This is a genomic window from Mucilaginibacter sp. SG538B, assembly GCF_013376065.1.
Lineage (GTDB): Bacteria > Bacteroidota > Bacteroidia > Sphingobacteriales > Sphingobacteriaceae > Mucilaginibacter > Mucilaginibacter rubeus.
The window spans coordinates 24,469-37,228 of sequence record NZ_JABMJI010000007.1; the positions used below are offsets into that span (position 1 = coordinate 24,469).

A 12,760-nucleotide genomic window follows, 5' to 3' on the forward strand; every position below is an offset into this window, starting at 1 on the left:
AGCCATCATGAATAAAAAACAAATAGTCGTTAGTGCAGCCGTAGTTGTTATTATGGGCTATTTGTATTGGTTGCCCGTAAAAGGTTTGGTAAAACCAAAAGACGATAAAAACGGCAAACCGGCCATGGCCGCCTCAGCAGGCGCTGTTAAACCGGCAGCTAATGTTACCGTTGATATGGTGTCGGCCCCTGCCAAAGCAGCTATTGGGGATGCATTGGCGGCTAAGATCAATGGCCTTGAAGCCCAGTTAAAAAAAGCATCAGACGCAGATGCGCCATCTTTGCAAGTACAGCTTGCCAAGCACTGGGATGATGTTAACCAGCCCGCACCTGCGGCGTTTTATTACCAGGCATTAGCCCGTAAAGAAAACAAGGTACAAGACTGGATAAATGCAGGTAACCGTTTTAATGATGCATATAAACTTACACAGGATACTTTATTTCAACCTGCGTTTGTGAATGATGCTGCCGAAGCATTTCAAAATGCTTTGAAATTACAACCCGAAAGCCTTGAAGGTAAAACCGGGTTGGGCATAGCTTACGTTAATGGCGCAGCAGGCCCTATGCAGGGTATAGCGCTGTTGCTTGAGGTTGTTAAAAAAGACCCGAAAAATTGGAACGCTAACCTTAACTTAGGTATGTTCGCCATGAAATCGGGTCAGTATGAAAAAGCGGTAAGCAGGTTTAAAACACTGCTTGCGCAAAAGCAGGAACTGGAACCTACTTTCTATTTAGCCGAAAGCTATAAGCAATTAGGCATGAAAAAGGAAGCTATTGACGCTTACCAGAAATGCAAAGAAATGATGCCTGACCCTGTTTTCAGTCAGCGCATTGATGGATATATTAAGGAATTAAATAACTAACACACATTTTAAAATTATTATTATGCCGAGCGGTAAAAAACGTAAAAGACACAAAATGGCTACCCACAAACGTAAAAAACGTTTAAGAAAAAACAGACATAAAAAGAAATAAGCATTTATGTTAAGTCGATAGTTCTTAGTCTTAAGTATAAAGTCTTTTTTCTGACTTTAAACTTAAGACCAACGACTTAAGACTAAACATTAGTGATTTTACCTGCCCCAAACCGGGGTGGGTACTTTTTATTTATTAGTGTTTTTTACCCACTTATTAACACACGGTTTTTACCGTTATAAGAAATGGAGTAGCAATTGATAAAAGAATTAATTATCGATTCATCCCCCAACGGGGCTACCATTGCATTATTACAGGATAAACAACTCGTAGAGCTTCACAAAGAACAGGTAAGCAACAACTATACAGTTGGCGATATTTACCTGGGCCGCATCAAAAAGATCATGCCCAGTTTAAATGCCGCCTTTGTTGACGTTGGCTATGAGAAGGATGCCTTTTTGCATTATCTTGATCTTGGTCCGCAGGTGCAGAGCCTGCTTAAACTAACCAAGCAGGTACGTAGCGGGGGATATCAGTCAAAGCTACTGGATGGGTTTAAGCTTGAGGCAGATATCAATAAAGGAGGCAAAATCTCCGAGATATTGACCAAAAACCAGCTTATCCCGGTACAGATAGCTAAAGAACCCATATCAACTAAGGGGCCGCGTTTAAGTTCCGACCTGTCGATAGCGGGCCGGTATGTTGTTTTAGTACCCTTTTCGGAAGCAATTTCTATTTCGAAAAAGATAAAAAGCAATACTGAACGTACACGCCTCCGTAAAGTAGTTGAAAGCATTAAGCCAAAGCATTTTGGCGTTATCATCCGTACAGTTTCCGAAGGTAAAGGGGTTGATGAACTACAGAAAGATTTGCTTGACCTGATCTCGAAATGGGAACAGTTTATTACCAAGCTGCCATCTGTTGAGCCTTCAAAAAAGGTATTGGGCGAAATTGGGCGTACATCAACTATCCTCAGGGATATTTTGAACCCCGATTTTCAGCACATTTATACCAATGACAATAGTATGTTCGAAGAAATTCGGTCATACATTCATGAAATCTCGCCCGATATGGAGAGCATAGTCCGCATGCACAAGCATAAGGAGCCTATATTTGACCATTTCGGTATCGAAAAGCAGATTAAAGGCGCATTTGGTAAAACAGTTAACCTTGCCGGTGGCGCTTACCTGGTAATTGAGCATACCGAAGCCCTGCACGTCATTGACGTAAACAGCGGTAACCGCACAGCCAGCAAAGAAAACCAGGAAGAGAACGCTTACCAGGTAAACAAAGAAGCTGCCAAAGAAATTGCAAGGCAGTTACGCCTTCGCGATATGGGTGGCATTGTGGTGATCGATTTTATCGATATGCACAAACCGCAGAACCGTAAGGAGCTTTTTGATTTTCTGCGTGCCGAAATGCAGTACGACCGTGCCAAGCACACCATTTTGCCTCCGAGCAAATTTGGATTGGTGCAGATCACCCGTCAGCGGGTAAGGCCCGAAATGAACATTGTTACCAGCGAGGTTTGCCCTACCTGTAACGGAACTGGCACTATAAGGCCAACCATTTTGCTGATGGATGATATTGAAAACAATTTCAATTACATCCTTACCGAGCAAAACGAAAAAGGAATAACTCTGTGTGTGCACCCATATATTGAAGCCTTTATTAAAAAAGGTATCTATAACCGCCAAATGAAGTGGTTTATAAAATATGGCCAATGGATAAAGGTTAAAAGTAACCCATCGTATCAGATCACGGAATTCCATTTCTTCTCATCAAAAGACGAAGAAATTAAACTGTAAAAATTCAGAAGTGCAACTGTTTGAAAATGGCACAAATTAAAGATCTTTAAAAAGAGCAGGTGTTTGGATGAGCATCTGCTCTTTTTTTGTTTTTAGGGTACCTTAAATCCAATTCAAAACAGTGTTACCTGTCGTGGCTGTCGCTGTATTCGGTATATGTATCAGGTGCAATAGCCTTATGGCAGCAGAGATGACGTAAGCCTTATGTTGGTTAGCATTTGGAATAATAACAAACCTTGCTATTGCCAGTCTTTAATCATATCTTACCCATCAATGATCAATTATCACATAACCAAACTCAATTGGTGGCGTCACAGCTTTGTGCAGCCGGGATCATAACGACTATCAGGTCCTTTTTTCAATATCCGTCCGGCAGTATCATTATACGGGTCTGTTTTTTATCTATAACAAAATTACAATAATGGCTTTTGAACTAAATAACGTTGTGCCCTGGGGCCGCACGTTTACCGAATATCAGCAAATGTTTAACCTCAGCGCCAATGATGTTACCAAAAAGATTGTCAGTATAGGTGATGGTCCGGCAAGTTTTAATGCGGAGATGCACGCAATGGGTAAGCAGGTTACCTCCATCGATCCTTTATATCAATTTTCGACTGATGATATCAGAAAACGGATTGATGAAACCTGTGTAGAAGTGATAGGCCAGGTGAGGGCTAACGCCGATAAGTTTGTTTGGAACAACATTAAAGATGTGGAAGAACTGCAGGAAATAAGAATGACCGCAATGAACCATTTTCTGCGGGATTTTGACCAGGACTGCTTTCGGCAAAGATATATTAAACATGCCATGCCCGCTAAAACCTCTTTCGCGGATAACGCATTTGAGTTGGGCCTAAGCTCTCATTTTTTATTGCTGTATGATAATCTGGGGTTAAAGTTTCATACGGAAGCGATACAGGAGATCATGCGCATATGCCCCGAATTGCGGATCTTCCCAATATTGAACCTCAATGCCGGGGCTCCCCTGTTTTTTGACGAATTACTTGAGGTGCTTGGCGGCGATTTTAATATTGATACACAAAAAGTGGATTACGAATTTCAAAAAGGAGGTAATCAAATGTTGGTTATTAAAAGCAAGACATAAGTAAATGTGAAAAATAGCCCGATTTGATCTGATGTTTTTTAAAACCAATACATTTATTTTTGAGATATGGAGATAATTGATAAAATAAAAGAGATTTTCGAGCCTAACTTCGAAGTTTTAAAGGTAACGAGATCTGGCCCGGATAGCTTAAACGCCGAAGCCTTTATTACTATAGAGGCGAAGCACGAGGGGAAATCACATAAACGGGTTTTTAGGGAGACTGAACTTGTAGCGTTAAACGCCGAAGGTAAGTTAGCTGAAACGATAAGAGCGCTGTGCGCCGTAATGCTGACATCAGAAGAGTAGATTCTTGTTTAAGTACCGGTACGTTTCCCTCTCATATATAAACATTTATAATGGTTGTTGTGCTGTTTCCGGTTGCTTCGTGCCGACAACCCTGCTGGTCGGAGTTTGCCGGCTGCTTAACTCCGACCAGTTAGGGGTATACAGTCTTTTCAGGTTGCCTGATGATGTACCAGGTCTGCCAACTCGTCCACATCGGTTTTATGTTTTTTCTTTTTGGGGTGCTTGGCTTCAAGATAGTCCTGGACGTGTTCTTTTTGTGGGCCGGCTGTTTCATCTGATTTTTTACCACGCAAGTAAAACCAGATCCCCGCGCCTGCTGCCAAAACTCCTGTTATGCCGGCTGTGATCCATAATCCGGTATTGTTTTTTTGTGCAAATAGGTATTTCATAGCTTTTTTCTTTATAGCTGAACAAGCTACATTTCATTTAGTTGTAATTAATTTAAAAAGACAATTATTTACTCGGTGGTTAAAACCATTGAAATGTAGCGTTGTTAATATGTTACATCTAATAAGAAAAGCTATGTCAAAAAGAGGCGTAAAAGTGGAAAGGAACTCTGTATCAGAGCAACCACACGAATTGAACTATGAAGCGCGCAAAGAAGGAACAACCGCAAAAAAGGTGGAAGCGGCAAAAAAATCAGCAGGCTCCAACCAACGTAGTGCGGTTGAAAAGAAATTGAATAAGTAAGGTATTAATGGTCTTGTACTGGTCGAAGTTAAGCGACAGCGTACTTCGACCAGTACAAAACAAGTTCTGGGCTTTTATTTGAGATTCATTAAAATATACTCTAAAAATGGCATTGATTTTACAGGAAAAATCACTTTAAAATAATGTGCTTCATCAATGCCCCAGCTTTTAGTTGCATCATGAAGTACCTCTATATATGCTTTTAGTTTTTCTTCGGTAAGCATGGGCATAACATTATGCACCAGTACAACTCCTTTCTTTTCTATCCAATGAAAATCACACAGGCAATCGTAAACGGCATTCCAGTTATGTCCAAAATAACCGGGAAATTTAAGCACCGCACTCAGCTCTTTTAACAGTTCATCTTCTCCGCCAATTTCAGGAAGGCAGGCTATGAATTCATCTTTATCAAAGTATAGATCAGGTTCATTTATAAAAAGAATGTTTTTCATATCGTAGATCGTTATCTTAAACCTATGCTTTCCGCTGTAGCAAGGCCGCGCTGTGTGGTTCGCATGCAAAGTATAAGTCATGTATCACCTCAGCAATCTATCGAAAAATCCCGTACTTTACTCCGATAAAATAGTCTGCTGTTTCAATATGTTTAAATCTCTTGGTTGGCTTACAGTTATAGTTTTGCTATCTACATTAACCTCCTGTAAAAAACCCGGCAATGCCTCAACTGCATTCTATTACTGGAAAACCGGCTTCAAGCTCAACGAACAACAAGCCGGCTTATTAAAACAAACCGGCAATAATGTCTATATCCGTTTTTTTGATGTAAGCTGGAATGATCAGGAACAACGTTCATACCCGAATGCCGTTGTGCAACTCAATGAGCTCCCGGCGGGCTTAAATATTACCCCGGTTATCTACATCACCAACAAAACCTTTGAAAACACTGCCGATACCGCTGTTGCTGCCCTTGCCGGCCATTGCAATAAACTAATAAATGAGCTGTCCGCAGAAAAGAAGATCAGCTATACCAAAGTACAGGTCGACTGCGACTGGTCATTAAGTACCCGGGACAAATACTTCAGCTTCCTTAAAGCATTTAAAAAGCTTAACCAAAAACGGCTGGAGGCTACCATCAGGCTGCACCAGGTTAAATTTAAAGAGCGTACAGGTATACCACCCGTTGATGCAGGCGTGCTGATGTTTTACAACATGGGCAAGCTCAACGCCGATCTGCAGCAGCCTAATTCAATTTACAATGAAGATGATGCCGGTAAGTATATCGTTTACTTGGGCAGCTATCCCCTGAAGCTGGATATCGCCTTGCCTTTATTTTCCTGGGCTATTCATATCAGGGAGGGCCGGGTGATCCAGGTATATGGAAAAATAGGGCGAAGGCAACTTACTGATCGGGCTCATTTTGAACCAATTGAAGGGGCGGCAAACTACCGGGCCACAACAAGCTTTTTTCTTGATGGAATTTATATCAAACAAAATGATATTTTTAAACTTGAAGAAACGGACAGCAATACATTGAATGCTGCCGCCAAACAATTAACACAGCATCTGCCTAAACAAAAACATACAACCATCATCTACTATGAACTGGCCAATATCGACCTTTCAAAATTTAACCAGGAAACCCTTACGCAAATTTCTGCTCGTTTTTAGTTTTTGTACGCTAACGATAGCGGGCGTAATCTGGGCCTGTGCCGACTCGTACGAGGAAGAATATTCAGTTTTTTCCCCCGAATATTTTGTCAACAAGCAATACTCCCCCTTCTTTTACACGGGTAACGAAGTTTACTATGGCTTAGGCTATACTGATGGGAGCAATACCTGGTATAACGATATTATTGTTGACGAATGGTACGATCATTTTAACCATCAATTCAGCAAAGCGTCACTTCAGTACCTGCTTATTAAAGCCAGTGCCGGCGCTGTTGATTCCATTTCCCGTAAATCAGCTGGCGCGCTCAAAGTATTGCCCGCTAAATACCCCGTTATGAGTACTGGTACTGTATCGGCAAAAATGCTCAAAGCTTTTTATAGCTACCTTAAGCTGGCCAAAATAAGTGAGGTTTATTCGGTAAACGATCAATATTATTCGTGGGATAAGGTAAAGCCCAATCATTCGCCGGTAAAGCTGGCTTCAACGCTGATTAGTGCCTTCGATGCCGAAACAGATCCTTTTATCAAGGAGCGTTTATGGTTTCAAGCCGTTCGTTATTATTACTTCCTGGATAATTCGTCGTCGGCAATAACTGTTAGCTTGTTTAATCAGTTCAAAGATAATTTTCCTAAAAACCTCATTTACTACCGTACAATGGGCTATGTAGCCGGATATTATTACAGGCAAAAAAACTACGCCCTATCAAACTACCTGTACAGCCTTTGTTATGATTACACTTATAAATTAAAGATCCCGAGCTTCTGGAGCTTCCACCCGCAAAATGAAAGTGATTGGAATGCCACACTCAGGCTTGCCAAAACGCCGGAAGAGAAAATAACCCTGTGGCATATGATGGGGGTACAATATGATGCCGCAAGGGCTATAAAAACTATCGCGGCCATCAACCCAAAATCCGAAAAGCTGGACCTGCTGCTAAGCCGTCTGATTAATATCAGGGAGGCCACAACAGGAGGTGGTAAACCTGCCGATTCGGTAATAAAATCCGATAACGAGGGTAAACGGCTTGTTGAAAACATTGCCCTTAAAAATAATACAGCCAAGCCTTACTATTGGAACCTCGCGGCAGGGTACCTTAACTTTTTGGATAGCAACTACACCGCAGCCGGTAAGTTTTACGCTACAGCAAAAAGCCAGTTCCCCGCCGGCGATAAAATGATTGTAGCGCAGGGCAAGTTGCTCGACCTGATGTTATATATCAAAAACCTTAAAAAAATGGATGCCGCTGCGGAGGCAAAATTAACGGAGCCTCTTAACTGGCTTGCCAACCTGCGCGATAGTAAGATTAAGATCAAAGACCTGCGGTTTGATAATGCCATTTCGGTTTGTAACCTTGCCATATCGCAGCTTTATAAAAAGCAAGGCAACCCAATCAGGGAGGTATGCTTTAACAACAATGCACAGGATTTTTATGCGGATAGCGCAAGGGTGCAACACATGATAGATCTGTTAAATAAACCGGATAAAACTGCTTTTGAACAAACGATGTTGCGTTATTATCCTATAACACTTAACAATTTATATTACCATCAGGCTATCACATTGGTTTATCAGCAAAAGTTACCTGAAGCTATTGCTCAACTCAAAAAAATGAAGCCCGAAGATTTTGTGCTTGCAGGCAACCCCTTTACCGGTAGATTAGTTGACTGCCATGACTGTGATCATGCAGTCCCGCAAAAGCAAAAATATACGCCGCTAAGTTTTCTGCAAACGCTTAATACTATAAATACAGAAATTAAGCAAGGCAAAAACGTATACAGTAATGCTTATGCCATCGCGAATGCCTGTTACAATATCACGTATTACGGTAACGCCCGGTTGTTTTACGAATCGGATGTGGTAGCTACCGGGCCAACCGGCCGCTATTATTACGAAGGCGAACAGCGCATGGATGATAAATTGACATCGATGCAAATTGCGATGAAGTACTATCAACTGGCCCGCACAAACGCCACTACAGATGAACAGCGAGCCCGCTGTACATTTATGCTGAGTAAATGTGCCCTGAATGAAATATATAATGATCCGGAATTTAAAGGTGCCGATAAGTTTGCCGACATAAAAGCCAGTCAACCTGTTACCGATGCGTATCACAAATATTTCACACAGTTAAAAGAGAAATACAATAATACGGCTTATTATAAAGAAGCGCTTAAAGAGTGTGGCTATTTCAGGATCTATGCGGATAAGAAATAAAAGTAATTGAGTAGCATTTATCAATGTGTTTTGCTAATTAATTTAGTAAAAATCAAATTAATCTGCATATTTGCACATCTGTAATCTGCACATCTGATTAATAATGGCCAAATCCAAGATCGCGTACTTTTGTCAAAGCTGTGGCTTTGAATCGCCCAAGTGGCTGGGTAAATGCCCGTCATGCCAGCAATGGAACACTTTTGTTGAGGAGGTGATTGAAAAAGGCAACGCTGCGGTACCTGCCTGGAAGCCTGCGTCAACCAGTCAGCAGCGGGCCAATAAACCCGTGGCCGTAACGGAGATCACTTATACCGAAGAGCACCGTGTGCCAACTCCCGATAAAGAGTTTAACCGCGTTTTGGGAGGAGGGATAGTGCCCGGTTCACTGGTATTGATAGGTGGAGAGCCGGGCATAGGCAAATCAACCCTGATGCTGCAGCTTGCGCTCAATATGCCAAACCAAAAAGTTTTGTATGTATCGGGCGAGGAAAGTGAAAGACAGATAAAAATGCGGGCCGAAAGGTTAATCACGCCCCCCCCGCCCCCTGAAGGGGATGCCAACAGCGGCAACTATACAGGGCTAAGCGGAATGGTAGCTCCCCCTTTAGGGGGCGGGGGGGGTTGCTATGTTTTGGTGGAAACATCCACGCAAAATATATTTAAACAGATAGAATCATTAGAGCCGGATATGGTGGTGATCGACTCGATCCAAACCCTGCATTCGGCACATATTGAATCAACTCCCGGCAGTGTATCGCAGGTTAGGGAATGTACCGCCGAATTGCTTCGCTTCGCCAAAGAGACTTCGACGCCGGTATTTTTAATTGGTCATATTACCAAAGACGGTATGATTGCCGGTCCGAAGATACTGGAGCACATGGTTGATACCGTGCTGCAGTTTGAGGGCGACAGGCACCACGTTTACCGCATATTGCGTACCATCAAAAACCGTTTCGGCTCGGCATCAGAGCTGGGTATTTACGAAATGATGGGTGAAGGATTGAGGGAAGTGTCCAATCCGTCGGAGATCCTGCTTTCGCACCGGGAAACACCATTGAGCGGCATCACTATTTCGGCTACTTTAGAAGGTATGCGACCGATGCTGATTGAAACCCAGGCCTTGGTTAGTGCGTCGGCTTATGGAATGCCGCAACGTACAGCTACAGGCTTCGATACCAAACGTATGAGTATGTTGTTGGCTGTATTGGAAAAACGCTGCGGTTTCAGGTTGGGTGCAAAGGATGTGTTCCTGAATATTACCGGCGGCATCAGGGTTGAGGACCCGGCTATTGACCTTGGTTTGGCGGCGGCCATTATTTCATCGCACGAGGATATGCCCATCCCGTTCAAAACCTGTTTTGCAGGCGAACTCGGTCTCTCTGGTGAGATCAGGGCGGTAAACCGCGTGGAGCAACGCATTGCCGAAGCGCAGAAGCTTGGTTTTAACCAGATCTTTATCTCTAAATACAATCTCCCTGCCAGCGGTCAGGATAAAAAGCGGATGGATCTGTCACGCTATGCTATCGACATTAAGATTGTGAGCAGTATTGAAGAGGTTTTTAGCTTATTGTTTGGATAGGGCCGGAAGCTTAAAGCCGAACGCCCAAAGCGAAAAGCGATTAACTTGCTTCCTGCTATTCCTGCTTTAAGCTTTAAGCATTCCGTTTTTAGCTTTTTTTGCCTAAAATTTCAGGTTTAATTTAAGCCAGTTCTGCACATCTTCCTGGCTGGAGATTTCGGCCGGTAGCTTATCGTGGATCAGTTTTTCCATTTTATTGCCGGTGTTGGCAAAACGATAATCCCATATCATCATTAACTTGTTGATCAGGTATACCATTTCGTTCCCTTCATTTTTATTGAACGCAGTATGATCGGGCCTGCCATTTACACGTGGATCATTCGGGATGTAAGTAGTCCATTGGTAATCGGTGTAGTATAGATTTCTTTTTGAAAAAAGGATCATAAGCCGGCAAATTTCTTTAAATGTACATATAATAAAATGAATGCGACCGGATTAAGCCTTTTTAAATGGGGTTTAGGGGTTCTTTACGCTAACGCTTTTTAAACCTGCCACAATTAACATGTAGAAGTGAGCGAAAAAAAAATCATTTTATCCGCCTGCTGATTGCATTACCTATTTTAAGAACGATTTTCTGCATAATAATATTGATATTATTTTTTCGTGATTTAATAGTAATTTCAGCGCAGATAATTTAAGTTGATGAAAAAATTACTACTCTTTACCGCCGCCTCGGTACTTGCGTGCAGTGCTATGGCACAGCAGGAACCACAAAAAGCTATTTACTATTCCATATCATTCCCAAACGCCGCCCATCATGAGGCTGAGATAAGCATGACCATTCCGCAGGCACCATCAGGGGCTTTCAGGGTACGGATGAGCCGCTCATCTGCCGGTCGTTATGCAACCCATGAGTTTGGTAAAAATATTTATAACGTTAAAGCTACCGATGTTGAAGGTAAGGAGCTGCCTTTAACCCAAATTGAAGGCGATGTTTACGAAGTGGGAGAACACCCGGCAGCGGTGAAAGTGAGCTATACACTTTTTGGCAACTGGACCGATGGCACTTATGCTTCTATCGATCCGAGCCATGCCCACCTGAATATGCCCGCCACGTTTATGTGGGTGGTAGGGCAGGATAAACGCCCCCTTACCTTTGAGTTTAACGACATTGATAAATACGGCTGGAAAGTAGCTTCACAACTTAAACATGAAGGCTCAAATGTGTACAGCGCACCCAATCTGCAATATATGATGGATAGCCCTACCGAACTGTCCAATTACAACGTTAGCAGTTGGGAAGTAGTAAATACCGATGGTAAGAAAGAAAAAATAAACCTGACCATGCACTCAGACGATAGCCAGGCGATGATTGATAACTTCGGCAAGATGATCCAGAAGCTGGTGTTGGAAGAAAAAGCCGTATTTGGCGAACTGCCCACTTATGATTTTGGCGAGTACACTTTTGTGAGCGATGTAAATCCTGCTGTATCAGGCGACGGTATGGAACATCGTAACTCCACTTCTATAACTATCCCGGCACCCAAGGTTGAAGGATTTGAAAATAACCTCATGGGTGTTTATGCACATGAATACTTCCATAGCTGGAATGTAAAACGCATCCGTCCAAAATCATTGGAGCCTTTTAACTTTGAACATGCCAACATGAGCAGCGAGCTTTGGTTTGCCGAAGGTTTTACGCAATATTATGGCGAATTATTACTTGCCCGCGCCGGCTTTGTAACGGTTGATGATTATACCAAAACCATTGCCGGTTTGGTAAACCAGATCTTAAACACACCTGCCGCTGCCAAATATTCGGCCGCCCAAATGAGCCGCTATTCGGTTTTTGCCGATGCCGGTGTATCTATAGATCCTAACAACAACGTTAACGATTTTACCAGTTATTACACTTATGGCGGCGCCATTGCATTAGCGCTCGACCTTCGCCTCCGCAGCGACTTTAACATGACGCTTGATGATTACATGCGTGCTGTTTGGCTTACACGCGGTAAGGTAATGAAACCGTATACCATTCCCGATCTCCAAACCGATTTGGGCAAAGTAACCAACAACCCCAAATTTGCTGCTGATTTCTTTAAGCGTTACATTAACGGGACCGATAAAAACAATTACGAAGAACTATTGGCTAAAGCAGGTTTGGTACTGCGTAAAGTACAGCCGGGCAAAGGTTGGGCCGGTCCGCTGGCAGTTACGCCGGGCCGTGGCCGCGCCGGGCAGGTACGCGCCGCGGATGCCGAAGGTTTGCCAATATTGTCGAGCACGACTATAGGCACCCCGGTTTACAAAGCAGGCATCGATGCGGGTGATGTGATCCTGAAAGTTGATGGAAAAGATATTAAAGATCAGAAAGGGTTTAGTGATGCCATTGCCGATAAAAAGCCGGGCGATAAGATCATAGTAAACTATAAAAACCGGACCGGTGCCCATGAAACCACTATCACACTTGAGGAAAACCCCAACTTTGAAGTGGTAACCTTTGAAAAGGCAGGCAAGCAACTGAGCAAAGAACAGGAAACTTTCCGTAACAACTGGCTGCAATCAAAAGTCAAATAA

At 42.8% G+C, this 12,760-nt stretch carries 12 protein-coding genes; 9 read left to right on the forward strand and 3 right to left on the reverse strand.

Annotated features, from left to right (window positions below; translation table 11 throughout):
* Window positions 1-7: 7 nt before the first annotated feature.
* From FHW88_RS27540 to FHW88_RS27555, 4 genes are all read left to right on the forward strand, one after another.
* Complete coding sequence (locus FHW88_RS27540) at window positions 8-862, forward strand: tetratricopeptide repeat protein (protein WP_176628777.1); 855 nt, start codon at window positions 8-10, stop codon at window positions 860-862.
* A gap of 309 nt (window positions 863-1,171) precedes the next feature.
* On the forward strand, window positions 1,172-2,722 hold the full coding sequence (locus tag FHW88_RS27545) for a ribonuclease E/G (RefSeq protein ID WP_090534648.1): 1,551 nt from the start codon (window positions 1,172-1,174) through the stop codon (window positions 2,720-2,722).
* 421 nt (window positions 2,723-3,143) lie between these two features.
* Window positions 3,144-3,827, forward strand: coding sequence for an SAM-dependent methyltransferase (locus FHW88_RS27550; protein ID WP_176628778.1), 684 nt, complete (start codon window positions 3,144-3,146; stop codon window positions 3,825-3,827).
* Between the two features lie 66 nt (window positions 3,828-3,893).
* Window positions 3,894-4,133, forward strand: coding sequence for a hypothetical protein (locus FHW88_RS27555; protein WP_176628779.1), 240 nt, complete (start codon window positions 3,894-3,896; stop codon window positions 4,131-4,133).
* 149 nt (window positions 4,134-4,282) lie between these two features.
* Here FHW88_RS27555 and FHW88_RS27560 read toward each other — a convergent pair whose 3' ends face one another.
* Window positions 4,283-4,522, reverse strand: a complete 240-nt coding sequence (locus FHW88_RS27560; protein ID WP_176628780.1) for a hypothetical protein — start codon at window positions 4,520-4,522, stop codon at window positions 4,283-4,285.
* A gap of 133 nt (window positions 4,523-4,655) precedes the next feature.
* On the opposite strand from FHW88_RS27560, the gene FHW88_RS27565 reads away from it, so the two are divergent.
* A complete protein-coding gene (locus tag FHW88_RS27565; RefSeq protein ID WP_176628781.1) occupies window positions 4,656-4,823 on the forward strand; it encodes a DUF3606 domain-containing protein in 168 nt (55 codons plus the stop codon).
* Between the two features lie 74 nt (window positions 4,824-4,897).
* On the opposite strand, the gene FHW88_RS27570 is transcribed toward FHW88_RS27565, so the two are convergent.
* A complete protein-coding gene (locus FHW88_RS27570; RefSeq protein WP_176628782.1) occupies window positions 4,898-5,275 on the reverse strand; it encodes a barstar family protein in 378 nt (125 codons plus the stop codon).
* A gap of 148 nt (window positions 5,276-5,423) precedes the next feature.
* Here FHW88_RS27570 and FHW88_RS27575 point away from each other — a divergent pair, with 148 nt between their 5' ends.
* The 3 genes from FHW88_RS27575 to radA all read left to right on the forward strand — a co-directional run bounded on the left by FHW88_RS27575 (window position 5,424) and on the right by radA (window position 10,243).
* Entirely contained in the window at window positions 5,424-6,449 is a 1,026-nt protein-coding gene (locus tag FHW88_RS27575) for a hypothetical protein (protein ID WP_176628783.1), read from the forward strand.
* Window positions 6,379-8,664, forward strand: a complete 2,286-nt coding sequence (locus FHW88_RS27580) for a hypothetical protein (protein WP_176628784.1) — start codon at window positions 6,379-6,381, stop codon at window positions 8,662-8,664. Before FHW88_RS27575 ends, FHW88_RS27580 begins: the two co-directional genes overlap by 71 nt.
* Window positions 8,665-8,767: 103 nt before the next feature.
* Window positions 8,768-10,243 carry a DNA repair protein RadA gene (gene radA / locus FHW88_RS27585; RefSeq protein ID WP_176628785.1) on the forward strand — a complete coding sequence of 492 codons (1,476 nt, stop codon included), beginning with the start codon at window positions 8,768-8,770 and terminating at the stop codon, window positions 10,241-10,243.
* 102 nt (window positions 10,244-10,345) lie between these two features.
* Here the strand turns inward: radA and FHW88_RS27590 are convergent, their stop codons facing one another.
* Complete coding sequence (locus FHW88_RS27590) at window positions 10,346-10,627, reverse strand: hypothetical protein (protein WP_090534662.1); 282 nt, start codon at window positions 10,625-10,627, stop codon at window positions 10,346-10,348.
* Window positions 10,628-10,885: 258 nt separating this feature from the next.
* Here FHW88_RS27590 and FHW88_RS27595 point away from each other — a divergent pair, with 258 nt between their 5' ends.
* Window positions 10,886-12,760, forward strand: a complete 1,875-nt coding sequence (locus FHW88_RS27595; protein WP_176628786.1) for a M61 family metallopeptidase — start codon at window positions 10,886-10,888, stop codon at window positions 12,758-12,760.

What these genes read in the sequence shown, in the direction of transcription:
- FHW88_RS27540 (WP_176628777.1), top strand. Translation starts at nt 8, where the DNA reads ATGAATAAAAAACAAATAGTCGTTAGTGCAGCCGTAGTTGTTATTATG.
- FHW88_RS27550 (WP_176628778.1), top strand. Translation starts at nt 3,144, where the DNA reads ATGGCTTTTGAACTAAATAACGTTGTGCCCTGGGGCCGCACGTTTACC.
- FHW88_RS27555 (WP_176628779.1), top strand. Translation starts at nt 3,894, where the DNA reads ATGGAGATAATTGATAAAATAAAAGAGATTTTCGAGCCTAACTTCGAA.
- FHW88_RS27560 (WP_176628780.1), bottom strand. Translation starts at nt 4,522, where the DNA reads ATGAAATACCTATTTGCACAAAAAAACAATACCGGATTATGGATCACA.
- FHW88_RS27565 (WP_176628781.1), top strand. Translation starts at nt 4,656, where the DNA reads ATGTCAAAAAGAGGCGTAAAAGTGGAAAGGAACTCTGTATCAGAGCAA.
- FHW88_RS27570 (WP_176628782.1), bottom strand. Translation starts at nt 5,275, where the DNA reads ATGAAAAACATTCTTTTTATAAATGAACCTGATCTATACTTTGATAAA.
- FHW88_RS27575 (WP_176628783.1), top strand. Translation starts at nt 5,424, where the DNA reads ATGTTTAAATCTCTTGGTTGGCTTACAGTTATAGTTTTGCTATCTACA.
- FHW88_RS27580 (WP_176628784.1), top strand. Translation starts at nt 6,379, where the DNA reads ATGAACTGGCCAATATCGACCTTTCAAAATTTAACCAGGAAACCCTTA.
- radA (WP_176628785.1), top strand. Translation starts at nt 8,768, where the DNA reads ATGGCCAAATCCAAGATCGCGTACTTTTGTCAAAGCTGTGGCTTTGAA.
- FHW88_RS27590 (WP_090534662.1), bottom strand. Translation starts at nt 10,627, where the DNA reads ATGATCCTTTTTTCAAAAAGAAATCTATACTACACCGATTACCAATGG.
- FHW88_RS27595 (WP_176628786.1), top strand. Translation starts at nt 10,886, where the DNA reads ATGAAAAAATTACTACTCTTTACCGCCGCCTCGGTACTTGCGTGCAGT.